The sequence below is a fragment of the Nocardiopsis sp. JB363 genome, from assembly GCF_900143625.1.
Taxonomy (GTDB): Bacteria; Actinomycetota; Actinomycetes; order Streptosporangiales; family Streptosporangiaceae; genus Nocardiopsis.
Genome location: NZ_FRFF01000131.1, coordinates 140,013 through 164,953, shown reverse-complemented (window position 1 = coordinate 164,953; position 24,941 = coordinate 140,013). Strand labels below are relative to the sequence as shown.

General features: G+C 69.2%; 20 protein-coding genes and 1 pseudogene. 13 read left to right on the top strand and 8 right to left on the bottom strand.

From position 1 onward, the window contains the following. From BQ8420_RS19830 to BQ8420_RS19815, 4 genes are all read left to right on the top strand, one after another. Window positions 1–737: cbb3-type cytochrome c oxidase subunit I (locus BQ8420_RS19830; protein ID WP_200816006.1), on the top strand; the 737-nt coding region annotated here is incomplete at its 5' end. A 284-nt stretch (window positions 738–1,021) separates the two neighbouring features. Next, window positions 1,022–1,153 (top strand): hypothetical protein, encoded by a 132-nt coding sequence (locus BQ8420_RS33065; RefSeq protein ID WP_255404889.1) that lies wholly within the window; start codon window positions 1,022–1,024, stop codon window positions 1,151–1,153. A 114-nt stretch (window positions 1,154–1,267) separates the two neighbouring features. Then, window positions 1,268–2,119 (top strand): Rieske (2Fe-2S) protein, encoded by an 852-nt coding sequence (locus tag BQ8420_RS19820; protein WP_087100624.1) that lies wholly within the window; start codon window positions 1,268–1,270, stop codon window positions 2,117–2,119. Window positions 2,120–2,147: 28 nt separating this feature from the next. After that, window positions 2,148–3,290, top strand: coding sequence for an aromatic acid exporter family protein (locus BQ8420_RS19815; protein ID WP_087100623.1), 1,143 nt, complete (start codon window positions 2,148–2,150; stop codon window positions 3,288–3,290). A 6-nt stretch (window positions 3,291–3,296) separates the two neighbouring features. Here BQ8420_RS19815 and BQ8420_RS19810 read toward each other — a convergent pair whose 3' ends face one another. Further along, window positions 3,297–4,145 carry a sigma-70 family RNA polymerase sigma factor gene (locus BQ8420_RS19810; protein WP_235006376.1) on the bottom strand — a complete coding sequence of 283 codons (849 nt, stop codon included), beginning with the start codon at window positions 4,143–4,145 and terminating at the stop codon, window positions 3,297–3,299. A 354-nt stretch (window positions 4,146–4,499) separates the two neighbouring features. Between BQ8420_RS19810 and BQ8420_RS19805 the strand changes: the two genes are divergently transcribed. The 4 genes from BQ8420_RS19805 to BQ8420_RS19785 all read left to right on the top strand — a co-directional run bounded on the left by BQ8420_RS19805 (window position 4,500) and on the right by BQ8420_RS19785 (window position 11,551). Next, a complete protein-coding gene (locus BQ8420_RS19805; RefSeq protein ID WP_087100646.1) occupies window positions 4,500–6,359 on the top strand; it encodes a glycoside hydrolase family 15 protein in 1,860 nt (619 codons plus the stop codon). A gap of 419 nt (window positions 6,360–6,778) precedes the next feature. Next, window positions 6,779–8,086, top strand: a complete 1,308-nt coding sequence (locus BQ8420_RS19795) for an acetyl-CoA carboxylase biotin carboxylase subunit family protein (RefSeq protein ID WP_087100620.1) — start codon at window positions 6,779–6,781, stop codon at window positions 8,084–8,086. Window positions 8,087–8,096: 10 nt separating this feature from the next. Continuing rightward, window positions 8,097–10,121, top strand: coding sequence for a CocE/NonD family hydrolase (locus tag BQ8420_RS19790; protein ID WP_087100619.1), 2,025 nt, complete (start codon window positions 8,097–8,099; stop codon window positions 10,119–10,121). A gap of 71 nt (window positions 10,122–10,192) precedes the next feature. Then, entirely contained in the window at window positions 10,193–11,551 is a 1,359-nt protein-coding gene (locus BQ8420_RS19785) for a cytochrome P450 (RefSeq protein ID WP_087100618.1), read from the top strand. A 63-nt stretch (window positions 11,552–11,614) separates the two neighbouring features. Here the strand turns inward: BQ8420_RS19785 and BQ8420_RS19780 are convergent, their stop codons facing one another. After that, window positions 11,615–11,866, bottom strand: a complete 252-nt coding sequence (locus BQ8420_RS19780) for a PLDc N-terminal domain-containing protein (protein ID WP_087100617.1) — start codon at window positions 11,864–11,866, stop codon at window positions 11,615–11,617. Window positions 11,867–13,223: 1,357 nt separating this feature from the next. On the opposite strand from BQ8420_RS19780, the pseudogene BQ8420_RS32855 reads away from it, so the two are divergent. Further along, window positions 13,224–13,331 (top strand): annotated as a pseudogene (locus BQ8420_RS32855) (ArsR family transcriptional regulator); the annotation flags it as partial. Window positions 13,332–13,392: 61 nt separating this feature from the next. On the opposite strand, the gene BQ8420_RS19770 reads toward BQ8420_RS32855, so the two are convergent. From BQ8420_RS19770 to BQ8420_RS19745, 6 genes are all read right to left on the bottom strand, one after another. Beyond that, entirely contained in the window at window positions 13,393–14,715 is a 1,323-nt protein-coding gene (locus BQ8420_RS19770; protein ID WP_200816005.1) for a phenylacetate--CoA ligase family protein, read from the bottom strand. After that, a complete protein-coding gene (locus tag BQ8420_RS19765) occupies window positions 14,712–15,470 on the bottom strand; it encodes an amidohydrolase family protein (RefSeq protein ID WP_087100615.1) in 759 nt (252 codons plus the stop codon). The genes BQ8420_RS19770 and BQ8420_RS19765 overlap by 4 nt, the downstream gene beginning before the upstream one ends. Beyond that, on the bottom strand, window positions 15,467–16,531 hold the full coding sequence (locus tag BQ8420_RS19760; protein WP_087100614.1) for an NAD(P)-dependent alcohol dehydrogenase: 1,065 nt from the start codon (window positions 16,529–16,531) through the stop codon (window positions 15,467–15,469). Before BQ8420_RS19760 ends, BQ8420_RS19765 begins: the two co-directional genes overlap by 4 nt. 57 nt (window positions 16,532–16,588) lie before the next feature. Continuing rightward, window positions 16,589–17,956 (bottom strand): aldehyde dehydrogenase family protein, encoded by a 1,368-nt coding sequence (locus tag BQ8420_RS19755; protein ID WP_087100613.1) that lies wholly within the window; start codon window positions 17,954–17,956, stop codon window positions 16,589–16,591. After that, window positions 17,956–19,050 (bottom strand): AMP-binding protein, encoded by a 1,095-nt coding sequence (locus tag BQ8420_RS19750; protein WP_087100612.1) that lies wholly within the window; start codon window positions 19,048–19,050, stop codon window positions 17,956–17,958. The genes BQ8420_RS19755 and BQ8420_RS19750 overlap by 1 nt, the downstream gene beginning before the upstream one ends. 89 nt (window positions 19,051–19,139) lie before the next feature. Then, window positions 19,140–20,273 carry a response regulator transcription factor gene (locus BQ8420_RS19745; RefSeq protein WP_087100611.1) on the bottom strand — a complete coding sequence of 378 codons (1,134 nt, stop codon included), beginning with the start codon at window positions 20,271–20,273 and terminating at the stop codon, window positions 19,140–19,142. Between the two features lie 438 nt (window positions 20,274–20,711). On the opposite strand from BQ8420_RS19745, the gene BQ8420_RS19740 reads away from it, so the two are divergent. The 4 genes from BQ8420_RS19740 to BQ8420_RS19725 all read left to right on the top strand — a co-directional run bounded on the left by BQ8420_RS19740 (window position 20,712) and on the right by BQ8420_RS19725 (window position 24,937). Next, the gene (locus BQ8420_RS19740) at window positions 20,712–21,548 is read left to right on the top strand and encodes an AfsR/SARP family transcriptional regulator (protein WP_087100610.1); all 837 of its coding nucleotides are present in this window, start codon (window positions 20,712–20,714) and stop codon (window positions 21,546–21,548) included. A gap of 76 nt (window positions 21,549–21,624) precedes the next feature. After that, the gene (locus tag BQ8420_RS19735; RefSeq protein ID WP_087100609.1) at window positions 21,625–23,040 is read left to right on the top strand and encodes an FAD-binding oxidoreductase; all 1,416 of its coding nucleotides are present in this window, start codon (window positions 21,625–21,627) and stop codon (window positions 23,038–23,040) included. Between the two features lie 105 nt (window positions 23,041–23,145). After that, window positions 23,146–24,429: an MFS transporter gene (locus BQ8420_RS19730; protein WP_235006375.1), complete on the top strand. Its 1,284-nt coding sequence runs from the start codon at window positions 23,146–23,148 to the stop codon at window positions 24,427–24,429. Window positions 24,430–24,592: 163 nt separating this feature from the next. Continuing rightward, a complete protein-coding gene (locus BQ8420_RS19725; RefSeq protein WP_200816004.1) occupies window positions 24,593–24,937 on the top strand; it encodes a tyrosinase family oxidase copper chaperone in 345 nt (114 codons plus the stop codon). Window positions 24,938–24,941 lie beyond the last annotated feature (4 nt).

Below are 24,941 nucleotides of genomic sequence, written 5' to 3'. Positions count from 1 at the left end.
CGACCGGAGCGGTGTTGTTGCCGTTCTTCTCGTTCATGTCCTTCCTCATCGCGGTTCCGACCGGTGTGAAGTTCTTCAACTGGGTCGGCACGATGTGGCGGGGGCAGCTCTCCTTCGAGACGCCGATGTTGTTCACGATCGGTTTCCTGGCGACCTTCCTCTTCGGTGGCATCACCGGCGTCATCCTGGCGTCGCCGCCGCTGGACTTCCACGTCACCGACTCCTATTTCGTGGTGGCGCACTTCCACTACGTGGTGTTCGGCACCGTGGTGTTCGCGATGTTCGCGGGTTTCTACTTCTGGTGGCCCAAGTTCACCGGCAAGATGCTCAACGAGACATTGGGCAAGTTCCAGTTCTGGTTGCTGTTCCTGGGCTTCCACGGCACCTTCCTGGTGCAGCACTGGCTGGGTGTGGCGGGCTTCCCGCGTCGTTACGCCGACTACCTGCCCGACGACGGCTTCACTCAGCTGAACCAGATCTCCTCGATCTCCTCGTTCGTGCTCGCGGCCTCCACACTCATCTTCTTCTGGAACATCTTCATCACCGCGAGGAAGGCGCCGATGGTCGGTGTGGACGACCCGTGGGGGTACGGCTGCTCCCTGGAGTGGGCCACGTCCTGCCCGCCACCGCGGCACAACTTCACGGCGCTGCCGCGGATCCGGTCCGAGCGTCCGGCCTTCGATCTCCACCACCCGTACGCGGCGGTGCCTTCCGGGACCGATCCCGAACGTCGATGACTCGACAGAGGCGATCGGGACGACGCGCGGTGCGCCACGAGAAGAGAACGTCATGGACATGAGCGCCCATGCGAGGCGACGACTCTCCCGGAAGGGCCGCGCCGTCGCGGTCTGCGTCCTTCTGCTGTGCACGGCCGCGCTGAAGATGGTCTGGACCTGGACCGGGGACACGGCGTTCCTCCTCGCGAGCGTCGTCCCGGTGCTGGTCGTCGCACTGCTCTGCCTGGGGGGGACGGGGGCAGGTCCCGTTCGAGGTGATCGGTGGCCCCTGGGACGGAGCCCGGGTGCCCGTGAACACCGTGGACCCGGACACGGAGGTTCTGGTCCTGCACACCAACGGTGGTGAGGGTGCCCGATACGCGGTCGTGGACCATCGCAGCCTGGTCTACCAGGGACAGACCCAGACCCCCGACTGAGCACCGCACACCCCCGGTGCGCGGCCCGAGAGAGCCGGGAAAAAACCGGTCAAGGCTCCCGGAATGTCGCCCGGAGAGGGACTGACGGCGGGCCGTCCGGGTAGCCGGGCGATCATGAGACTCGGTAAACGCATCCGCGAGATCGAACACGAGGACCGTCTCGACCCGCTGGTCGCCCGCCTGAAGGGTCTCGCCGAACGGTTGCCCTCGGGAACCGCGCGCGACGTCCTGCACGGCGTTCAACTGGGGCACCCGCTCCACCCGATCATGATCCACCTGCCCATGGGCACGTGGACGGCCGCCGTCCTGCTCGACCTGTTGCCGGGAGACCACCGTCGCGAGGCCCGCGCACTGGTCGACATCGGTCTGTTGACCGTCTCGCCCGCCGTGCTCAGCGGATTGGCCGACTGGGCCCAGCAGCACGAGCGCCACCAGCGGGTGGGAGTGGTGCACGTGGCCGCCAACGGGATGGGAACGTTGCTGTTCGGCGCCTCCTCCTTGGCACGTGCGCGGGGGAGGTGGGGCTGGGGCAAGGGGCTGGCCCTGGCCGGACTCGGCGCCATCGGTCTCGGCGGCACACTGGGCGGACACATCGCCTACCACCGCGCGGGCGGAGCCAACAGCGCCGACCACTTCGTCGACCTGGTGCCCGAGGGGTGGCACGACCTGGGAGAGCTGGAGGCATACCCGGAAGGGAACCCGGCCGGCGCCGACGTCGACGGCGTCCCGGTCGTGGTGGCCCGCACAAAAGACGCGGTGTCCGTGCTGATGGGCACCTGCCCGCACATGGGAGCCCCCTTGGCCGAGGGAGAACTGGCGGACGGGTGCTTGCGCTGCCCCTGGCACGGGAGCGAGTTCCGACTCGATGACGGAACGGTCGTCCATGGGCCCGCGACCGCCCCCGTGGAACCCTTCGAGACGTCGATCGTGGACGGCAGACTGTGGGTCCGGCTTTCTCCCGCGTAGTACGGAGCACGCCGTTGCGGAGGGGACGATGTTCAAAGAGGGCCTGACGAGAACACTGCGCCGCGCCTACCGTAGGCGCGGCTTCGAACGGGAGACCCTGGTCTTCGTCGTCAAGTCCGCGTTGGCCTCCGTCATCGCCTTCGGGGCGGGCGTCCTGATGGGGGAGGAAACCCAGCTGGGATTCGCGGTCTTCGCGGCGTTGCTGGTGGTCCGGCCCACCGTGTACGGGTCGGTGTTGAGCTCCGGCCGTTACGTGGTGGCCGTGTTCCTCGGAGCGTTGCTGGCCGGGGTCATCGGCCTCACTGTGGGAACGCACCTGTGGTCGTTCACCCTGGCCATCGTGGTGGCGTTGCTGATGGGACAGGTGAAGTACTTCGGTGGCCAGAGCGGCCAGCTCGCGGTGATCGCGGGGTTCGCCCTGGCGAGCGGGTCGGCGACCAACCTCGATGAGCTGGGTTCGCTACTGCTCATGGTCTGTGTCGGCTCGGTCAGTGCCCTGCTCGTCAACATTCTTATGGCTCCCGCCATTCGTTTCCGGGACGCAGGGAACGCCGTGCTGGACTTCGCGGACGGGTTGTCCACCCTCAGCGGTGACATCGCCCAAGGGCTGAGCGGTGGGGAGGAGGGACTCGATCTGGACCGTTGGGACCAGGCCTCCGAGAGACTCGACGGGACCGTGCGCAACGCCCTGGAGACGGTCGGCCGTCAGGAGGACCGTTTTCGGTTGAACCCCCGACGTCTGGTGCGGCGACCGACCATACCGGTCGGGCGGCTGAGGACCTACCGGACCTGGATCTACGCCCTGAGCCGCGCCTCCCAGCACATGCGGTCCCTCGTGCGGACCCTACGGACGGCCCTCGACTCCGGTACCCGCTCTCCCGCGATCGACGACGCCTTCCTCCAGGAACTGGCGACCGTGATGGAACGAGTCTCGAAGACCTTCGCGCTCGTCCGGGACGCGGAGGAACCGGAGCACCACGTTCCCTCCGATGACCTGAGGGCCCTGGTCAACGAGGCCCTGGACAAGGTCGTGGAGCAACGTGAACGCATGCTCCACTCCTGGGACGACGAGCGGTGGCCGATCTATGGCGCCCTGCTCACCGACACCGAGCGACTCTTGGAGGAGATCGACGAGGGCCGGGAGAACAGCACCCGAGTCGACGCCGGCTGACCGGGATCACGAACCACGCCCGACCCTCCGGTTCCAGGGCGCGCTCCCGGGCGGGTCGTCTTCGGCCAACTCCTTGCGCAGACGCTCCAGCGAGGCGGTGAGCAATCGGGAGACGTGCATCTGGGAGCAGCCCGCCTCCTTGGCGATGCGCTCCTGCTTCCACTCGTCGAAGAAGCTCCGTTTCAGGATGAGTTTCTCCCGGTCGGGGAGTCCTCGCAGGGCCGACCGCGCGGCCTCGCGTTGGACGACCAGGTCCAGAGCGTGGTCCTCCACCCCCAGGTACCGATCCCAGGTGGTGGTGGACTCCTCTCCGCGGGGTCCGGGAGCGCTCAGGGACAGGGTGTCGTAGGCCTCCGACACCAGGAGGATCTCTTCGACCTCCTTGACCGTCACCTCCATCTCCCGGGCGATCTCGTCGTTGGTGGGCGTGCGGGACAGTCTCTGTTCCAGGTCTTGTCTGGCCCGCCGCAACCGGGGGCGTTGCGACTGGGCTCCTCGTGGGGTGTGGACCGCCCAGGTGTGGTCACGGAAGTGGCGTTTGATCTCCCCGGTGACGGTGGGCAGGAGGTAGGAGATGAAGGCCTTCCCCCGATCGGGCCGGTAGCCGTTGATGGCCTTGGACAGCCCGAGGTAGGCCGTCTGGCACAGGTCCTCCACGCTCTCGCCCCTGCCTCGGTAACGACGTGCGATGCGGTTCAGCATCGGTTTGTAGTGCGCCAGGACACGCTCTCGCAGCCGTATGGCCCCGGGGCCGTCCCGGTCCAGGCCCTGAAGCGCCCAGAGCAACTCCTCGGCGGAGGCCTCTGGGGAGAGTTCCTCGCAAGGCGTGGAAGGAACGGGCACCAAGGTCGTCACGGAGGAATGCAAGATGGGCCTCCAGACCGTTCGCTGTACGGACGGTGTCGTGGGTGAACGGCGTCCGGACTCCGGCGCCGTGTCTCCGCATGGACGTGGGGGAGGCGGACCGCGAAGAACACATCGGTTGCGACCCTGCCCTGGACCATGGGCGTGGGAAACGCCGACGCGGGGGACTTGGCCGACTCTTGCTCTCGGGTTGCCCACATCCTTCATCGGGCGAAGGGCCGCGCCTGGTCGGGGCCCCAAGACGTGATGTACCGGACTGAAGGCCGCTGAGCAGCCGTTTCATCATGTGCGTGCCGGGGCAGTCGGGCAGGAAGGGACCCGAGCGGCACGATGGAGGAGACACCGATGGGGGATCGGACGACACCGATCGGGGAGCACGGTTTCCTCTCCGACTGCCATACCTCGGCGCTCACCGCCCCGGATGGGACGATCACCTGGCTGTGCGCGCCCCGGTTCGACGGGCCCGCGTTCCTCTCGGGGATCCTGGACCCCGACCGCGGGGGCGGATGGACGATGGAGGTGCAGGGGGCGCGCCCGGTCGGCCGTGCCTACGTGGAGGACAGCCTGGTCCTGGAGACCCACTGGCAGGGGGAGGACCTCACGCTCGTCGGCCACGACCTGCTCGCGGTGCGTCCCTCGGAGGAGGGCACCGGCCTGTGGCGGGAGGGGCTCCTGCTCAGGATCATCGAATGCCGGTCGGGCAGCACGTCCGTGCGTTCCCGGCTCCGCGCCCGCCCCGACTTCGGCCGTGCGCCGGCCTCGTGGCGCCACCTGGACGGAGCCTGGAAGGAGGAGTCGGGGCCCTTGTTGTCGGGGGACCACGTCCTCGACCTCCTCGACGAAGGGGACCCCGAGTCCAGGGTGGAGCTGTCCGAGGGAGAGACGGCGGTGTTCGCCTTGGACTACCTGCGCGGTGAACGCCGTATCGCCCCGAGGGAGGGGCGCGCGCTGTTGAAGAGCACCCTCGCCGCCTGGCGTGACTGGTCCGACAAGACCCACTACGACGGTATCGGCGCCACCCACGTGCGTCGCAGCGCACTCGTACTGCGCGGACTCCTGCACGAGGAGAGCGGCGGACTGATCGCCGCCCCCACCACCTCCCTGCCCGAGGACCCGGGAGGGGTGCGCAACTGGGACTACCGGTACGTGTGGCACCGTGACGCGGCTCTGGTGGTCCTCGCCTTCCTCCGGCTGGGACATGAGGAGGAGGCCGGGAGCTACCTGCGTTTCCTCCTGCGGATGTGCGGGCGGCCCATCGGCTGGATCCCTCCCGTGCAGGCCGTCGACGAGCGACCGCCGCCCGAGGAGGAGACCCTCGACCACCTGGACGGCTACGGCGGTGCCCGCCCGGTCAGGATCGGTAACGCCGCGTACGCACAACACCAACTGGACGTGTACGGGCACATCCTCGACGCGGCGCTGTGCTACGAGGAGGCCACCGGCGGCCTGAGCCCGGATCAACTGGCCCAGCTCGATTCCGTGGTCGAGGCGGCCCGCGCCCTGTGGCGTGAGCCCGACAGTGGCCCGTGGGAGGTGCGATCGTCCCCGCGCCATTGGACCAATTCCAAGGTCTACGCCTGGGGATGTCTCGATCGCGGTATCCAACTCGCACGGATCACCGGCCGCGAGGACCGGGTTCCGCTGGCCGAGTGGCGCCGTGCGGCGGAGGAGATCCACGAGGACGTTCTGGTTCACGGCTATGACACCGCCGGCGGGTCCTTCGTCCAGGCGTACGGAGCGAACAACGTCGACGGGTCGCTGTTGCGGATCCCGCTCCTGGGGTTCCTGGAGGGAACCGACCCGCGGGTGAGGCGCACCTTGGAACGGGTGGAGGCCGAGCTGGGGGAGGGGAACGGTCTCGTCCACCGTTATGACCCCGAGCGGACCGATGACGGGATCGGAACCCCGGAAGGCGCTTTCCTCCTCTGCTCGTTCGACATGGTGTCCGCCCTGGTGCTCGCCGGGCGCACCGACGAGGCCCGACGCAGGTTCGAGGAACTGTGCGGGAGCACCGGCGAACTGGGGATTCAGGCGGAGGGGATGACGGCCGACGGCACCCAGACGGGCAACTACCCCCAGGCCTTCACCCAGCTCGCGCTCATCGAGGCCGCCGTCAACCTCGACACCGCGGGCGACGGGGAGGCGCTGCACCGCTGGGCGCGCAACAGGGCTCGTGCCGAAGGCCCGGGGCAGGCCCGAAGGTGACGAAACGTGAGGGAGCACGAGGAAGGACGACGCCACCGAGAACGACGCCACCGAGAGCATCGAGGGGACGATCCGACAGGAGGCGGAGGGCGGTGTTCAGCACCGTGGCGGTGTCGACCGGCTGCGACCGGCCTGCGCCCGCCTCTGGCAGGCCCTCCGCGGCCCTGGCTTGACGCACCGACTCCTCGGGGCCGTGTTCCTCGGTCGCGAGGAAGTATCCCAGCCTCGTCATGATGTCCTCTCGGACTGGCGGGTCGTTACCGAGGGAGGCGAGGGACCGGATACCCGGAACCCTCTCCGAGGAAACCGTGGTCATGCGCACGTATGGGACGGATGGGACCCGGGTAGGCGCGCCAATAGAGACGATCCCTCTCACATCCCCCAGCACAGCATCTATGAGCGAAGGGCGGTGCGAGAGCATGAAGAACGTGTTCGTGATGGGCTTGGACGACCGCAACCGGGAACTCCTGGCGAGGACCCCCACCGGGCGGGACTGCCGGTTCCATCAGCTCCTGGGCATCAAGGAGTTGCAACGAGGCGAGATCGACATCGATGAGACCCTCGCCGCGGCCCGGGCCGTGCTCGAAGAGTTCGACGGCACGGTGGACGCCATCATCGGCTACCGCGACTTTCCGATCACCCTGCTCGTACCGATCCTGTGCGCCGAGCGCGGACTGCCCGCACCGGCCCTGGCATCGGTGGTCAAGTGCGAGCACAAGTACTGGAGCAGGTTCCTGCAGGCGCAGGTGACCGAGGCCCATCCTCCCTTCTCCCTGGTCGACCTGGACACGGAGAACCCCGAACACGGCCTGGACTACCCGCTGTGGCTCAAGCCCATCAAGTCCGCCTCCTCCGAACTGGCCTACCGGGTGGAGGACGACCAGGGTTTCGACGCGGCGGCGGCGCGCATCCGCGAAAGCATCGACAGGATCGGTCGCCCCTTCGAGAGCATCCTGGAACGGGTGGATCTGCCTTCGGAGGTCGCGGAGGCGGGACGACACCACTGCCTGGCCGAGGGTGCCCTGCACGGACTCCAGACCGCCGCCGAGGGCTACGTCTACAACGGCGACATCAACGTGTACGCGGTGCTGGACTCGGTGGACTTCCCGGGCAACCCGTCCTTCCTGCGCCACCAGTACCCCTCCAGCCTTCCCGAGAAGGTCCAGGAACGCATCAGGGACATCTCCGTGCGCGTCATCGAACAGCACGGACTGGACAATTCGACGTTCAGTGTCGAGTTCTTCTACGACCCGATCGGGGACAGCCTCGGCATCGTGGAGATCAACCCTCGGCATTCCCAGAGCCACACCCCCCTCTTCGAACTCGTGGACGGCGTGCCCAACCACGAACGCATGCTCCGCATGGCGCTGAGCGAGGACCCCGCGCTGGCCGACAGGTCCAAGGGAGAGTTCTCCGTCTCCGCGGAGTGGTACCACCGACGCTTCCGGGACGGAATCGTCACCCGGGTGCCCGACGCGGAGGAGGTGGAGGCCCTGGAGAAGTCGCTGTCGGGCGTGAGCATCCACATCGTCCCGAGTGTGGGCCAACGTCTCTCCGAGATGCTCGCCCAGGACAGCTACAGCTTCGAGTTGGCCAAGATCGTCATCGGCGCCGCGAGCGAGATCGAGATGCAGGCCAAGTACGAACGCTGTGTGAAGGGCCTGTGGTTCGAGTTCGAGGAAGGTGGCAGCGGCGGCAACCGGGTCGAGGGCATCACCGGTAACTGAGGAGGTGCGTATGCGTCTAGTCGAGGATCTGCCGTATGAGATCCGGACCGAGAACCACTTCTGGATTCCCATGTCGGACGGGGTGCGTCTGTCGGGCCGACTGTGGCGACCACTGGCGGCGGACCACCACCCCGTACCGGCGGTGCTGGAGTACATCCCCTACCGCAAGCGGGACCTGACGGCGGTACGCGACTCCATGCACCACCCCTACATCGCGGGACACGGCTACGGATGCGTACGCGTCGACCTGCGGGGCACGGGGGATTCCGAGGGCGTGCTCACCGACGAATACCTGGAGCGCGAACAGCAGGACGCCGAGGAGATCCTGGCCTGGTTGGCCGAGCGACCCTGGTGCGACGGCAACACCGCGATGATGGGTTTGTCGTGGGGCGGGTTCTCCGCGCTCCAGGTCGCCGCCAGGCGTCCCGAGAGCCTGCGGACCATCGCCATCAGCTCGTTCACCGACGACCGGTACGCCGACGACTTCCACTACATGGGCGGCTGCCTGCTCTCGGACAACCTGGCCGAGGCCGGAACGACCTTCGCCTACGGCACCTGCCCGCCCGACCCGGAGGTCGTCGGCCCGGAGTGGCGTCGTATGTGGCTGGAGAGGTTGGAGGCCAACGGCCCCTGGGTCGTCGAGTGGCTCCGCCACCAGCGCCGGGACGGCTACTGGAGGCACGCCTCCGTCGGAGAGGACTACAGCCGCGTCCAGTGCCCGGTGCTGGCCTCCAGCGGCTGGGCGGACGGCTACTCCAACGCCGTCCTACGCCTCATGGAGAACCTCGACACCCCGGTCAAGGGCCTGGTGGGGCCCTGGTCCCACCGGTACCCGCACATGGGGGTCCCCGGACCGGCCATCGGTTACCTCCAGGAGGTGGTGCGCTGGCTCGACCACTGGACCAAGGGCGAGGGCAGTGGGGTCGAGAAGGAGACCGGACTCTGGCTCTGGATGCAGGAGAGCGTCCCACCCTCCACCTCTTACGAGGAACGCCCCGGCCGTTGGGTCTACGAACCTCATTGGCCCTCCGACCGCGTCGAACACCGCTCCCTGCCGCTGTCGGAGAACCGGATCGGCGTCGCCGAGGAACGCAGGAGCACCGCGCCGCAGAGCATCCTCTCGCCCCTGTCCGTGGGGCAGTTCGCCGGTAAGTGGGCCTCCTACAGTGCACCGCCGGACCTGCCCTACGACCAACGAGAGGAGGACGGCGGTTCCTTGGTCTACGACACCGAACCCCTGGAGGAACGGGTCGAGATCCTGGGCCCCACACGGGTCGAGCTCGAACTCTCGGTCACCGAACCGGTCGCGATGGTCGCGGCACGGCTGTGCGACGTGGCCCCCGACGGCAGCGCCACTCGGGTGACCTACGGTCTGCTCAACCTGACCCACCGGAACGGGCATCAGCGTCCCGAGTCCTTGGTGCCGGGGGAGACCTACCGTGTGGAGGTCACCCTGAACGGTGTCGCCCAGGCCTTCCCGCCCGGGCACCGCATACGCCTGTCACTGTCCACCTCCTACTGGCCGCTGGCCTGGCCACCGCCGCGACCGGCGCTGATGTCGGTTCACCCCGAGAACAGCGCCCTCGTCCTTCCGGTGCGACAGCAGGCCCCGGGCGAGGACCCGCACGAGGAGGTGTTCGAGCTGCCGGAGGCCACGCCCTCGATCACCACCACGCGCACGAGCCCGGGCGAGCACGAGTGGTCGGTGCATCGTAATCTGGCGGACAACCGCATCACCCTGAGGATCATCAAGGACGGAGGCGTCCTGCACCTGGAGGACGTCGACCTCGACGTCACCCGCAAGGCCCACGAGACCTACGAGGCGGTGGGGGACGACTTCACGTCGGCGTGCGGCAAAACGGCGTGGACGATGAGTTTCTCCCGGGGGGACTGGCACGCCCGGACCGAGACCTACACGGCTTTGGAGTGCACCGAGGAGGAGTTCCGCGTGCACGCCACACTCGACGCCTACGAGTCCGGGGAGAGGATCTTCTCCCGGCAGTGGACCGAGAGCCTGCCCCGCGACCACGTGTGACCGCGCCACCGGGTGTGACCGCGCGACGGTGTGCGACGAGCGAAGGCGAACCAGGGAGAGCCGAGACCCACATGCAGAGCGAGCCGCACCACAAGGCGAACGGTACGAGCGCCAAGGAGACACTGGGGGTCCTCTCGTCGGTCCTGTTGCCCACCGTCGCGCGTGGCGCCATCGTGCGTCGCCCCGTCGGAGAGGCCTTGGCCACGGCCACCGGCAGCGACCGAAGGATCGTCTCGACCCTGCGCGCGCTCCGCGAACGGCACGGTGACGACCCGTTGCCCCTGCGGTACACGGGCAGGCGCATCGCCCTGGTCCTGGCGGCCGAGGACGTTCGCGTGCTCCTGCGCGACACCCCGGAGCCGTTCTCTCCCGCGGGCGCGGAGAAATACGGGGCGCTCTCCCACTTCGAACCGCACGGGTCCCTGATCTCCGCCCAGGACGTCCGGCCCCACAGGCGCGAGGCCAATGAGCACGCCTTGGCCTTGGGCCGGCCGATCCACCCCGAGGCCCGCACCATCGCCGCGCACGCGGACGAGGAGGGGCGGGCCCTGGTCGCGGCGCTGCGGGGCGCCGGGTCTCGGGGCGGTGTCCTGGACTGGGCCAGGTTCTCCGAGACCTTCGACGCGCTCGCGCGCCGGGTGGTCTTCGGGTCGTTCGCGGCGCGGGACCGCCGAACCACCGATCTCCTGCGACGCCTACGGGCACGCGCCAACTGGTCGTACCTGGCGCCGGTGGACCGAAGCATCAGGAGCGCGTTCCTGGAGCGGGTGCGCGAGAACATCGACCGTGCCGAGCCCGGCGCCCTCGCCGCGGGCCTGGGCCGGCCCGGGTCCGAGGAACGCCCGGAGGACCAGGTCGCCCACTGGCTCTTCGCCTTCGACGCGGCGGCCATCGCGACCTACCGCGCCCTGGCCCTGCTGACGTCCCCGGGCGCCGCGGCGGAATCCGCCCGCGCGGAGGGTCTCACCGAGGACGGGGTCGATCTGCCGCTGTTGCGGGCGACCCTGCGCGAATCCGTCCGGCTGTGGCCGACCACATTGGTGGTCATCCGGGAGAGTCTGCGGGAGACCACCTGGCGTGAGCGGACCATCGAACCGGGAACGGCGTTCCTGGTGATGAGCTCCTACTTCCACCGGGATTCCTCCCGCCTGTCCTACGCGGACGCCTTCGAGCCGACCATCTGGACGGACGGACGCGCCGAACACGAACCCGGCATCCTGCCCTTCAGCCATGGTCCGGCGGGGTGCCCGGGGCGGGATCTGGTTCCGTTGACCGTCTCCCTCTTCCTGCGAGCGCTGCTCCGGGGCGGTCCGCTGCACCGTGTGGACGAGGGACCGCCACTGCGGCCGTACGAACTGCCCGCGTCCCTCGACCATTTCGACCTGCGTTTCTCCTATGCGGGCACCGCACGAGGCGGTGGCGAGGTATGAACGTGGTCGGACGGACGCTGTACGCCCATCCCGACGACCCGGAGGGACCTCCCCTCGGGTCCCTCACCAGTAGCGGACCGGTGTGTGGTTGCGGCCGATGAAGAACCACAGCAGCGCCCCGATGACGGGTGCGATGATGACGAAGATCAACCAGACGACCTTCATCCCGAAACCGATCCGCGAGAAGAGGACGCTGAACACCGCGGCGACGACCAGGACGACCACCGCCAGTGCGATGGTCAGGTACACCCCCGCGAATCCGAGGCCGAAGAGGAGCTCGGGGGAGCTGTTGGCCAGTAGGTTCTCCGGGATCATGTTCGTTGCCTCTCTGCTGCGGGACGGCGATCGATTCCGCGACCGCCGGGGACGTTGTCCACGCTAGAAGCGCCGCACCCGCCCCCACATCCACCGCCGGGACGTTCCCGCCTGTGCCTTCGACGGCGCGATTGCGGCCCGCCGTGTCGCCATGGTCGATGCGCGGCACCGACTTTCGTCGGGGGTGCGGGCGCCCGGGGCCGGTGACGCCCGGCCCCGGGCGCCCACTCGGTGGCGAACTTGGTGACGGCACACGCTCGCTCGGGCGTGTGCCCCAAGGCATGGGAGAGAGGCGCTGAGGGCCCTGGGGCATTGTGAGTGGCCGGATCGGGCGAGGCGACCGCGTGTCAGAGTGGCGCAATACGGTTCGTCGAGGTTCCGTCCGATCCAGAAGGTCACCCATGACCCGTCACACGCCGCTGCCTCCACCGACCTCGGTACAAGACAGGAGCGGGCCAGGGCCGGCACCCGGCACGGAACACCACCTGGCCGATGACGCGGATCTGGACCGGCCCATCTCCGTTGATCTGTTGATGGACCTGACCGATCCAGCCGGAGTGGACCCGTATTCCGGAGGCTTATTCATCAGCTTGCTCGTGGCAGGGATCAGGCCATAGGGACGAAAGATACAAGACGATCGGGTTTTCGGCTTCAACCCGCCGAGGAGGGGTTTGACGTCGATGGGCGCCAGTACAACGTTCCTACGGCGAGACACAAGCTGAGGCACGCGAGGCCTCCGAAAACCCAAAGGTTCGCCTGTTCACCTGGGCGGAAGAGCGATGGGATAAGCAAAATCAACACGGAAGCCGATACGGACATCCCGAGCAGGCTCATCACGAACTTCCACGTCTTTTTCATGTGACCGACCTCAATCGAGACAGCTGGGAGGAGTAGTGATCGATGCCCCACGGATCGTGGTGTGAGTGGGGATACACGCGGCGCGTACTGTCGGGTCTACCCCGATGACCTCGTACGAGAACCCACGCGAGTGGTCGCGAGGAATCCGCTGCCTCAGGCCCAAGTGGAACACCGGGGCCGCCCTGTCTGTCAGACTCAAGTGAGACAAAAGGTATGAACTAGTATTAACTAGAACAAAACGAGAGGCTGGCACCCTACAAGCACTGACCCCCAACGCACCGGCCCCGCCCCCAAAGCGACCGCTGGCAAGGAAACCGAACGCCTGACCAGAGAGAACGAACGCCTCAAAGCCGCACTGGACAAATACCGCAAATCCCTACAGATCCTGGGAAAAGCACACGAGCTCTTGGAACTTCTCTCCTAGGTCCAGTTCAGGAGTCGATCCACTCACGGCCGGTCGGGTATCCGCCGTCGTCCGGGCGCCGCCAACCAGTGGCCGAGAGCAGTTTTCCGCCGCCAGGTCACCGAGGCCGACACCGGCGGTCTGTGGACACTCCAGACCTCGATCTTCCCTGAGAATCGAGCCAGCCCGCGTCACGCGGCCGGGTGAGCCTGCGCCGACCGGCGTCCACGCGGAACGGGAGGTTCCTTCGAGAACCCTCGCGCGGTCAGTGGTAGTCGAAGGCCCGGTCCCAGTCCTCGTCGGCACCGAACAGGCTTCGCGGCTTGACGAAACCGTCGGTGCGGCTCAGGACGGACTCCGACACGAGTTCTCCCTGGGCCCTGCCGCGCACGCGGCACTCCACTCCCAGCGTGGCGCGCAGGGCGTTCTCCAATTCGGCGGCCGCCTGCTCCGCGTGCTCGGGCACCGCCTCCACCTCCACCTCCAGGTGGTCGGGCAGGGTGCGGGCCCGCCAGAAGAGGACACCGTAGCGTTCCGGGAGCGAGAAGACCGCGGCCTCCAAGCGGGACTGGGACACCTGGGTGGTCCCGGTGCCGCGCACCTCGGTCTCCCGGCCCAGCACCTCGACGGTCGGCAGCCACCAACCGCACTCGCACGCCTCCTCGCGGATCCGCACCCGGTCCGCCAGGTCGTAGCGCACCAGGGGCATCGCCTCGCGGTAGAGCGTGGTGATGACCAGGTGGCCCGTGCCGGTGCGCGAGCTGCGCCCCGTGGCCGGGTCGTACACCTGGGGGACGAACCGGTCCGCCCACAGGTGCAACCGCCCTTGGGGGCACTCTCCCGCCAGAGAACCGGTCTCGGTGGACCCGTAGTCCTGGATCACGGCGATCCCACCCCACAGACGGCTGATGGCCGCGCGGCGGGCCGGGGTCAAGGACTCACCGGCCACGAGCAGGGAACGCAGGGACGGGAAGTCCCGTCCCGGGTCCATCCCGGCGAATCGGGCCGCCGCGCCCCACAACAGGCACTCGGTGGGCAGGCTCCAGGCCACGGTGACGTCGAGGTCGCGCAGTAGGCGGACGACCCGGGCACCGGTCACCACGAGGGTCCGGTTGTCGGCGGGCACCACGGTCGCGCCCCGTGCCCTGGCCGCCCGGTGCGCCTGGTGGCCGGTGGTGAGCATGGCGTAGGGCGTGCGCACCATGACGGTGTCGGCCGGGCCCAGGCCCACCCGGCTGCGGGCGAATCGGTCGGCCACGTCCTCCCAATCGCCGTCGGTGAAGTACGAGGCGGTAGGAGCACCGGAGGTTCCGCTGGACTCGTGGTAGGTGGCCAGCCGTTCCCGCTCCACGGCCAGCAGACCGAAGGGGTAGGCGTCGCGCAGGTCCGACTTGCGGGTCACCGGTAGGTCCGAGAGGGCGTCGATCCCGGTCATCGAGGACGGGGCACGGAGTCGCCCTTGGTGGAAAGGCGTTCCGAGCGCCCGCTCCAGGGTCCACGCGACCCGTTCCTCTTGGAGCCGGTGGAGTTCGTCGAAGCCGCGCCAGTCCCCCAGAACGGGTAGGTCGCGTGCGAGTGCGGTCCTCACTTGGTCTCCTCGTCGATCAGGCGGTGGGTGTTGGTCCAGAGCACCCGGCGCGACACGTCCTCGGGAAGGTCCAGGAGCCGGTATTTGACCAGTTCGGCTTCGGGGTGCTGGAGCGGGTACTCACTGCCGAACAGCACGCGGTCGGGACCCAGACGCTCCAACGCCGCTCGGATCACCGCGGTGTAGCCGCCGGAGGTCTCCAGGAGGATGTCGGGATCGGGCGCGATCTGGTCGATCCCGTGCAGGTCCATGTCCCCGACGCCCGCGTGCCCGAGCACGAACACCGTCCCGGGGAACCGCCCGGCCAACCGGACCAGGTCCGCCACGCCGAACCCGGGGCGGCCCAGACAGTGCAGGTAGACGTGGTGTCCGACCCGTGCGGCGACCTCCACCAGCGCCTCCGTCCGAGGGTCGTCCAGAGCGACCCCGTGTACGCCCGGCGCGAGTTTGAGCCCTCGGAACCCGGAGGCCGCCTCACGGTAGGGCGCGGGGCCGCCGTGCGGGTTCGCGAAGAAGAGGGGGATGAGCCGCCCCCGCGCCGTCTTCGCGGCGGACAGGACGGTTTCGTTGTCGGCGTCGTTCAGGCTCTGCCCGCCCTGGGCGATCTGGCGGGACAGCACGTCCGGGTCGACCACGCCGCCCGCCACCACGATGGTTCGGTCGATCCCACAGGAGTCCATGGTGGCCAGCAGCCGCTCGGTGGCCCCCGGCACGGGGGCCAGGTGCGCGTGCGCGTCGAAGATCCTCCCGGTCACGGTGCCCCCGCATTCCCTCGGGCGGAGGTCAGGTCGAGCACGAACCGGTACCGGGCCTTCTTGGCCGCCGTTCGCGCGAAGGCCTCGCCGATCCGCTCCACGGGCACGGTCTCCACCTCGGCCGTGATCCCATGTCGTGCGCAGAAGTCGAGCATCTCCCGGGTCTCGGCGATCCCGCCGAACATCGAGGAGGTCAGCGCGGCCCTGCGGCCGGCCAGGAGGACACCGACCACCGGTGGGGTCGGGCCGAGCGCGCCCATCAGCGAGTACGTGCCGTCGCGGCGCAACAGTTCCAGGTAGGGGTTCAGGTCGTGGGGCGTGCCGATGGTGCTCAGCAGCAGGTCGAAACCGCCGGACCAGCGCCCCATCGCCTCCCGGTCGGTGGACACGAGCACGTCGTCCGCGCCGAGCCGGAGGGCGTCGTCGCGTTTGTCGGGCGAACTCGTGATCGCCACCGTCTCCGCGCCCAGAGCCGACGCCATCCGGAGGCCGAGGTGCCCCAGACCGCCGATACCGATGACCCCGACGCGGGTGCCCGGGCCGGCGCCATGGCGGCGCAGCGGCGAGTACACGGTGATCCCCGCGCACAACAGCGGCGCGGTCCCGGCGGGGTCGAGGCCCTCCGGGAGGGGGAGGACGAAGCCTTCGGAGACCACGATGGTCCCCGAATAACCGCCTAGAGTGATCTGGCCCGTGGCCGGATCCTTGGAGTTGTAGGTGAGTACGGGACCCCGGGCGCAGTACTGCTCCAACCCCTCGGAACAGGAGGGGCAGTCGCCGCAGGACCCCACCATGCATCCGACGCCGACCAGGTCTCCGGGAGCGAGGTCACCGGACCCGGACCGGACCTCGCGCACCCGGCCCACGATCTCGTGGCCGGGGACCATCGGGTAGTGGGAGTTGCCCCAGTCGTCGTCGACCTGGTGGATGTCCGTGTGGCAGACGCCGCAGTACAGGATGTCGATGACGACGTCCCCCGGGCCGGGGTCACGGCGCGGTACGTCCATCGGTTCCAGGGGGCCACCGGGGGCGGTCGCCCCCCAGCCGGTCGTGTGGATCATTCTCGTCCCTTCGTGTTCGCGCGCCACCCGGTGCCGTGCCGTGTCCCGGCGATCGGCTCAGGCACGGCGCAGGCCCTTGCTGCGCATCAGGAACTCGCCCAGGTAGCCGTCGTGCGGGACGCCCGGCACCGTCCAGTGGGTCGGATGCGCCCCGACGTAGACGTTCCTGACGGTCGGCTCCGACATCAGTCGGTCGATGAGCCGTTCGTCGTCGGTCACGGCGGTGAGCGCCAGGGTGTCGCGGAGCGGGGCCATGCCGTCGGAGCACGACCAGGGCGCCACCCACACGCAGGGGAAGGGCAGTTCGGTCCGGTGCTGCGGGGCGTCGGCACCGTCCAGGCTATGCACCGCCGGTCGTAGGCAGGCGCTGCCGTCGCCGATGTCGGCGACCACGTCCTCCCCATGTGAGACCGCGTCGGCGGCCCTGTCCGCCAGATGCCCGGCCAATGCCCGCGCGGTGGCCACCGGCCGGACCGGCAGGACCGCGTCCTCGGCGTCCGGCGGCAGCACCGGGAGCCCGCGCAGTCGATCGGCGATCATCCGTGCCAGGGGGCGAGGGTCGCCCTCGACGAACACGGAGGTGGCGTTGACGCACGCGGTTCCGCCCTGGTGGAGGACCGAGTCCACCACCGTGTCCAACACGGTCGCGGCCGAGTGGTCCTTGGTGATGAGGATCTTGGAGCGACCAGGCCCTTGGGCCAGCACGCGGGGGTCTGCGCGATGGCGGTCCACGACGTCGTCGCCGCCGTAGACCATGGCCAGATCGGTGTCGCGGATCAAGGTGTCGGCGACCCCGTGTTCGCACGGGAGCAGAGCCACGTGGTCCTGGGGGAACCCCGCTGTGCGCAGGGCCTGGACGAGCCGTCGCGGGGTGAACGGCTCCCGGCGGGACGGTCGCACCGCGACCCGGTAGCCCAGGGCCAGGGCCTCCAACCACTGCGCATGCACGCCCGGGTGGTTGCCCGGCGCGTGAACGGCCAGCACGCCGCCGCGCCGGGACCACAGCGCCCCGCCCGCGCGGGCCGAAGGGGAGCGCCAGTCGTCCACCGCTCCTTGGGGGCGGGCCGCGTGGGCGGCCCGGTGAGCCTCCAACGCGGCGTTCGCGATGGATCGAGTGGTCGCGCGCACGGCCGGTAGGGGGGTTCCCGAGACACGGGCGACGAGGCGTTCGTATTCCCGCGTGGGGACACCGCCGACCGGGGCCGAGGCGAAGGCCTTTCCCGCCCGCTCCAGGGCGGCGATCCGTTCGTCGGACGGCAGCGGGACGGCCGCGCGCAGGGCGTTCACGGCGCGGTGCGCGAACAGTTCCGATACCAGCGCGAGTTCGGCGACCCGGGTTCCGGTCACGTCCTCGACGGCACTGCGCCTGGTGGGGCGGTAGGGGCCGGAGGGGCCCAGGGCGTCCAGGTAGAGGGTGCCGGACATCAGTACACCCCTTCGATCGCGGCCCGGCCACCGAAGGAGGCCAAGGGCTCGACGTCGCCGAGTGAGTCGCCGACCTGTCCCTCCCGGGACCGGACCCGCAGGGCCGTGTCGCGTTCGAGGTTGTTCACCAGCAGCATCGTCTTGCTGACGTGGTTCATCACCACCTGGCCGCGTTCGCCATAGGGGACCTCGGCCCCCGTCTCCGGGTCGACGACCCGGAAGGACATGTACGGGGAGAAGGGGTCGAAGACGCTCACCCCTTCGGTGTCGGGGCGCTCGTCCACACCACCGAGGATCATCGTGCTTCCATAGCCCCCCGAGAGTTCCACCTCGGGGAAGACCTCGTCGCGCAGAAGGTCACGGGTGTCGGGGTCCATGTGAGCCCCGCTCCATCGGATCAGCCGGACGTTCTTGTTCACCAGCGCGGTCAGGCGGGCGTCACGGGCGATGCGTTCCAGGAGCGGCGGGGTGGCCACCAGCACCCCCACGTCCTGGGTGGCGAGGACGTGTCCGGCCTGTTCGAGCAGGTGTTCCGTATAGCGGGCGGCCTCCTCCGTGCGCCCCTGCGCGACACATTTCTTGACCCACCGTGGATCGAAGTCCACGGTGAACAGCAAACCGCCTCGGGCCCGGGCCTGCCGGGCGATGATCTCGCCGAACATGTGGGGTCCGGCCGGTGCCAGGGCCAACCAGTTGAGGCCTTCCGGGTGTCCGCGTTCGCTCATGTTCCGCAGCGACCAGGCGACCGACCGCTCCAGCCAGTCGTCCGTGAACACGACGCGCTTGGGTGCCCCGGTCGTGCCCCCGCTCTCGTAGACCCGTACTCGTCCGGAGGAGTCCCCGTAGCCCCGCGGGACCAGGTCCTCGACGCGGGTCTCACGCAGTTCGTCCACGACGTTGGGGAACAACCGCAGGTCGTCGAAGGTGTGCACGTCCCGTACCGGGTCGAAGTCCAGGGAGCGGGCGCGCCGCAGCCAGAACGGCGATCCCGTACGGGGGTCGAAGTGCCAGCGCAATGCCGCTCTGAGCAGCTCCTCGGGTTCGGGGACCCGGTCCGGTGGGCAGTCGAGAACCGGATGCTCGTTCGCCAGCATGCATACCCTCCACTGGGGTCGTCGGGATCGGCCTCCAGCATGGGGATCCCGGCTATCGGACGCCTTAGCGACCGATATCGACCTCAGGGTCACTCTTCGAGGACGCGCACGGTCCCCTCCTCGGCCAGTGGGGCGTAGTGTTCGGCGAAGAGCTTCCCGACGAGTTCGCCGCGGCTGGAGGCGCCGGTCTTGGCCAGGACCGCCTTGATGTGGTCCCGGACCGTGTGGGGTGACAGGTAGAGCCGTGTGGCGATCTCCGCCGTGGGCAGGCCGCGGGAGAGGAACCCGGTGATCTCCAGTTCCCGGTGGGAGAGCTCGTAGGCCTCCAACAGCAGCGGGGCGATCTCGGAGGCCTTCGCCCTCTCGATGACCACGGCCGATCCGCCCCGGCGGCCCTCCGGCGAGCGCAGGCACGAGGCGTGGCACACCAGCCAGCCGCCCGAACGTGTGCGTGTCCGGATTCGTGTGCCCCCCGTGCCGCGCTGCTCGGCGACCGCTTGGGCGTGTGCCGCGGTGCTGTGGATCCACTCGGGCAGGCGCAGTCCCCAAGAAGTGTCCGTGGAGGGGCCGGTGGGCAGTGTGGCGAGGTGGTGGCGGGCCTCGTCGTTGACGGAGAGCAGGGCGCCCGAGGGGTCGAAGACCAGCAGACCGGGGCCGGTGTCCCCGTCCGTGTCCGTGCCCCCGGCGGGGGCGGTGTGGGTCCGGCGCAGGCGCTTGGCCAGCGGCACCGACAGTCCGGCGGCCAGCAGGGTCTCCGCGGGTGTGAACGCGGGACGACCGCTCTCGCGCAGCAGGCTGATGTGTCCGTGCGGGCGTCCACCGGCGCGCAGGACCACTCGTAGCTCGTCGCCGTACCCGTGCGGTCGCATGAAGTGGCGGTACACGGAACTGTGGTCCGGCGCGTCCCCGGTGCTCTCACGCAGGGCCGCGGCGGGGACGGGGGAGCGCGCCAGGTCGGTGAAGCGGTTGACCCGTTCCTCGAAGAGTTCCAGGCGCCAGTAGGTGCCGCATTGGCCCTCCTGGAGGTTCTCGACCCGGATGGGTGCGGTCACCAGTCCGGTGTCCGGGTCGGTGGCCCGCCACACCGCGGCGTCGAAGGGCACGAGTCTTCGCAGTCGGGCGGAGACCGTCGCGAACAGCGCCTGGGCGTCGGGTGCGGCACCGATGAGGTCGAGCAGGGCGCTGTGCCGGTGCTGGATCTCCGGTGGGGTGAGGGCAGGCATTTCTCGATCCTTCCGTTCCGGACGGCGCTTTCGACAATAACACGCACGGTCGCCGGTGAGCTTGCAATACGCAGAATCCACCATCTGCGGGATTGACTTGCCAGGAGGTTCCGTATAAAGGATATCGAGAAGTCGTGTACGTGCAGGTGAGGGTGGTTCTCAGAGTTCTTCGGGGATGCCGTTGATATTCCCCGAGATGCTTGCCGTGGCCGGATTCGGACAATTATTATTCCGTTCATTTCTGTGTCCGCCCCGGATGGTAGCTTCTGGTCGGTGAACCGAACGGAGGTCGGTTGCCATGATTCGGGGAGAGCAGGTCCGAGGGGCATCGCACTTCATGTCCAGGCGAGTCGACCTCCGCTACTGAAGTGCTGATCCATCGGAAACGGTGGGCCGGACGACGGGGAGCCCCGTTCTTCGGGTCAATGCGCGTGAGCGATGCGTCCCAGTCCCGCCATGAGAGGACCAGTCATGAACACGACTCCGTACTATCGACTTCTCGGACCACTCTCCGTGATGATGCAGGGAAAGGAAGTGCCCATTAAGGGGAAACGACATAAGGCACTCATGGCGGTTCTCCTCCTGGAAGCCAACAATGTTGTCGACATCGAATCCCTCATCGACGCGATGTGGGGTGAATCACCCCCCATGACGGCCAAGAGTCAAGTGAGAATATGTGTTTCCGAACTGCGTCGAAAATTTTCCCTGTCCGGGGAGTGGGCGGGTATCGAGACACACCCCTCCGGCTACCTGCTGTGCGTGCCCGACGGCACGTTCGACCTGTTTCGGTTCACCGGTCTGGTGCGTGAGGGGCGGCGTGCCGCGGACGTCGGTCACACGGAGTCCGCGGCCGCCGACCTGCGTGCCGCACTGGACCTGTGGCAGGGCCCCATCGCCCCGGGTGTGGAGAGCCTGCTCGTGCGCTCGGCGGCCGCACGGTACGAGGAGGACCGGCTCACCGTGCTGGAGGAGTACTTCGACCTGGAACTGCTCGTGGGAAATCACAGCCGGGTCGTCGGTGAACTCACCCGAGAGGTCTCCCAGAACCCCTTCCGGGAACGGATGTGCGGGCAGCTGATGCTCGCCCTCTACCTCTCCAATCGCCAGGTCGACGCACTGAGTCTCTTCCAGAGCACGCGCAGACGTCTGGTCGACGACCTCGGACTGGAGCCGAGCCGTGCCCTGCGCGACATCGAGGACGCCATTCTCAGCGGGGCGGTCGCCCCGCTCCCCGACACCCGGTTCCGCGCCAAGGTCCTGTCTCCCCTCAAGTGAGGGATGGGATCGGCGCATCCGCCTCGGAAGACTCGTCGGCACACGATGACACCCTTCCGAAGGAGGACGTCCCAGCATGTCCAGTTCCCTCTCCTCCGGCACGGCGCCCCGGGTCGCGCCCGCCGGCACGGCCTCACTCGCGGAGCGGATCCAGGGGTCCGTGCTGTTGCCGGGCCAGGGCGGCTACCGGGAGGAGAAAGCGGTCTACAACACCGCCCTCGAGCACCGTCCCGCACTCGTTGTGGCGGCCGCCTCGGCCGAGGACGTCCGGACCGCCGTCGCGTTCGCGGCCGAACACGGCATGGCCGTGGCGGTCCAGGCGACAGGCCACGGGGCCGCCGCCCCCGCGATCGACACCCTCATGATCAGCACCCGCCGAATGAGCGGGGTGGAGATCGACCCCGACAGGCGTACGGCGCTCGTCCAGGCGGGTGCCCTCTGGCAGGACGTGATCGACGCGGCGGCCCCGCACGGACTGGCCCCGCTCAACGGGTCCTCGCCCGGGGTCGGCGTCGTGGGTTACACACTCGGTGGCGGACTGGGGCTGATGTCCCGCACCCACGGCTACGCCGCCGATCACGTCCTGAGCATCGACCTGGTCACCGCCTCGGGGGAGGAGACCACCGCGACGCCGGATCGGCACCCCGACCTCTTCTGGGCGCTGCGAGGGGGGAAGGGGAACTTCGGGGTGGTCACCGCCATGGAGTTCGGTCTCTTTCCCGTGCCCAACGTGTACGCCGGGGCGCTGATCCTGCCCGGTCGATCCGCGTCGGAGGCCATGCTCGCCTGGCGGGCGTGGACCGCGGACTGCCCAGAGGAGATGACCTCCTCCCTGGCCCTGCTCCGTCTCCCGGACGCGCCGCCGATCCCGGAACCGCTGCGGGGACGGCTCTCCGTCGCCCTTCGGTTCGTTCACCTGGGCTCCCCCCAACACGGCGAGCGGCTGGTGGCGCCGTTCCGGGCGATGGAGCCGATCGTCGACACCGTCCGCGAGATGTCCTACACCGACATCGCCTCTGTGTACAGCGACCCGGTCGCTCCCACCCCCTACCGCCAACGCTGCATCATGCTCGACGGTCTCGGGGACGACGGGGTCCGGACCATGGTGGAACTGGCCGGTCCGGACTCCGACTGCACGGACATGATCGTCGAACTGCGCCACCTGGGCGGTGCGCTGTCCCGACCGCCCAGGGTCCCCAGCGCCGTCGGTCGCAGGGACGCGACCTTCACACTGACCACGCTCTCGGAGGTCCCCGCGGGTGCGGGGCCGGGTGCGGACCCGGGTGAGGGCGCCCTACTGGAGAGGATGCGCGTCCACTACGCGGGCCGCCGGTTCATCAACTTCCTCAGCGGTCCCGACGCCTCCGACCTCACCCGTGAGGCGTTCGACGCCGACACCTACTCCCGGCTCGTGCGCGTGAAATCCCATTACGACCCGAACAACATCTTCCGAGCCAACCACAACATCGCCCCGGAGCCCGAGCATGTCTGAGACCTCACCCCGCCGTCCCGACACCGCACTCGCGCCCCCCGCGCCCCCGGGAGGCGCGCCGACGGGGGCGATCCCGGAATCAGCGCCCGTTCGGCGGGCCTGCGGTTGGCCCTGTTGTTCGGCCCGGCCGTGTTCGGGGTCACCGCCGCGGGGGTCGCGCTGCCCGAGGTCTCAGCGGCGCTGGGGGCCCCGCCCTCCTCCGTCGTCTGGGTCCTGACCGCCCACGCGCTCGCCCTTGGTGTGGGCACGGCCCTGTTCGGGCGCCTGGCCGACTCCCTGGGGGCCCGGCGCACCCTCCTCATCGGAGCGGTGCTCCTCGTCGTGGGCACGGTGGTCTGCCTGGTGGCGCCCGCCCTCGGGGTCGTGGTGGCCGGGCGTTTCGTGCTGGCGGCGGGATCCGGAGCGATGAGCGCCGTCGCCTTGGCCCTGGCGGCCTCCTCGCCACCGGACCGACGGCCCGCCGTGTTGATGATCTTCGGCGCCGCGATGGCGTTCTTCGCCGCGGGGGCGACCCTGGCGGGCGGTGTCGTGACCGCCGGGCTGTCCTGGCGGGTCACCTTGGTCCTGCCCGCGCTGTCCCTGGCGGCGGTACCGCTGTGCCTGCGCTTGGCCTCCGCCCGTACGGGGTCCGGCAGGCCCATGGACCTGGCCGGTGCCGGGTTGCTCACCCTGGCGGCGGGCTCCCTGCTGGTGCTCATTCAGGCTCCGGCGCTGGTTCTGCCCCCCACAGCGGTGGTGGTGACAGCGGTGCTGGGCCTCCTCGGTGCCGGGCTGCTCGTCGCGCGCACCGTTCGGCGCACGGATGGTTTCATCCCCGCGAGTCTGGTGACCAGCGGCCCCTACCTCCTGGCCGTCGCCGTGGGCTCCGGGGTCTACGCGGGGCTGTTCGCCGCGATGTTCGGCGTGCCCCGGATCCTGTTCGATGACTACGACTGGTCCGTCCTGGAGGTCGGTCTGTGGCTGCTGCCGGGTGCCGTGGTGGCGGCCGTCCTGTCCCGGATGGCGGGCCGCCGGGGAACCTCGGTCGGAGTCTTCCTGGTGACCGGTACCGCCCTGGCGGGCGCCCTGCTGCTGGGTGCGTACGCCCTGGTCGGCGGTGGCCCCGCGCTTCTGGTACTGGGGACGTCGGGGGCCCTGGCCGCCTTCGCCGTCACACAGGTGGTGATGACCGGGTTCGTGTCGCCGCGTGTCCCGCTTCCCCAGCGGGGGGCGGGGATGGGCCTCCTCAACCTCACCTTCTTCCTGGGCGGGGCCGTCGGCTCCGCCGCGGCGGGGGCCCTCTTCGGGGTTCTCGGCCCGGCACCGGGGCTGGCCGCGGTGATGGTCCTGCCCCTCCTGTCGGGGCTGCTCGCCCTGGCTCTGACCCGCTTCGGTGACCCGGAGGCCTGACCCCGAAATCCCCGAATCGCGTTCTCACGGCCCGTGACCGCCACCCGCGGTCGCGGGCCGACTCGTTCCCGGGCACGCCATATCCCGCCGATACGGGTGCGATACGGGCGGTGGCCAGCATGGGACCGCGGGCACCCTGCCCGCGACGACGAGGAGGTTTTCCGTGAGACGGAGAGAGCTGCTGAAGTGGACGGCGGGAGCCACGGTGATGGCGGGGTTACCGGTCGCCCTGGTCCTGCGAGGCCCCGAACTGTTCGCCGGCGCCGAGAGCGGCGAGTACACCGAGACCTACCAGGGGCGCGAGATCCGTGTCACCACGGTGGCGGGGGAGGACGCCGTCTTCGTCGACGGGCGCCGACTCCACCTCATGAAGTTCGCCGACGACGCCTACCTCAGCTCCATGTGTCATTACCGGATGGCGCCGAATCCGCTGGACGCGGCGCGTACCGCGGTACGGGAGCTGCGCGGGGCCGACCTGCTTCCGATCGGGCACGCGGGCCACAACTGAGGGA

Excerpts from the sequence above, each read along its gene's own strand:
- BQ8420_RS19815 (WP_087100623.1), top strand. The coding sequence starts at position 2,148 with ATGTTCAAAGAGGGCCTGACGAGAACACTGCGCCGCGCCTACCGTAGG.
- BQ8420_RS19745 (WP_087100611.1), bottom strand. The coding sequence starts at position 20,273 with ATGCCTGCCCTCACCCCACCGGAGATCCAGCACCGGCACAGCGCCCTG.
- BQ8420_RS19750 (WP_087100612.1), bottom strand. The coding sequence starts at position 19,050 with ATGCTGGCGAACGAGCATCCGGTTCTCGACTGCCCACCGGACCGGGTC.
- BQ8420_RS19820 (WP_087100624.1), top strand. The coding sequence starts at position 1,268 with ATGAGACTCGGTAAACGCATCCGCGAGATCGAACACGAGGACCGTCTC.
- BQ8420_RS19805 (WP_087100646.1), top strand. The coding sequence starts at position 4,500 with ATGGGGGATCGGACGACACCGATCGGGGAGCACGGTTTCCTCTCCGAC.
- BQ8420_RS19740 (WP_087100610.1), top strand. The coding sequence starts at position 20,712 with ATGCGTCCCAGTCCCGCCATGAGAGGACCAGTCATGAACACGACTCCG.
- BQ8420_RS19780 (WP_087100617.1), bottom strand. The coding sequence starts at position 11,866 with ATGATCCCGGAGAACCTACTGGCCAACAGCTCCCCCGAGCTCCTCTTC.
- BQ8420_RS19760 (WP_087100614.1), bottom strand. The coding sequence starts at position 16,531 with ATGATCCACACGACCGGCTGGGGGGCGACCGCCCCCGGTGGCCCCCTG.
- BQ8420_RS19755 (WP_087100613.1), bottom strand. The coding sequence starts at position 17,956 with ATGTCCGGCACCCTCTACCTGGACGCCCTGGGCCCCTCCGGCCCCTAC.
- BQ8420_RS19785 (WP_087100618.1), top strand. The coding sequence starts at position 10,193 with ATGCAGAGCGAGCCGCACCACAAGGCGAACGGTACGAGCGCCAAGGAG.
- BQ8420_RS19790 (WP_087100619.1), top strand. The coding sequence starts at position 8,097 with ATGCGTCTAGTCGAGGATCTGCCGTATGAGATCCGGACCGAGAACCAC.
- BQ8420_RS19795 (WP_087100620.1), top strand. The coding sequence starts at position 6,779 with ATGAAGAACGTGTTCGTGATGGGCTTGGACGACCGCAACCGGGAACTC.
- BQ8420_RS19735 (WP_087100609.1), top strand. The coding sequence starts at position 21,625 with ATGTCCAGTTCCCTCTCCTCCGGCACGGCGCCCCGGGTCGCGCCCGCC.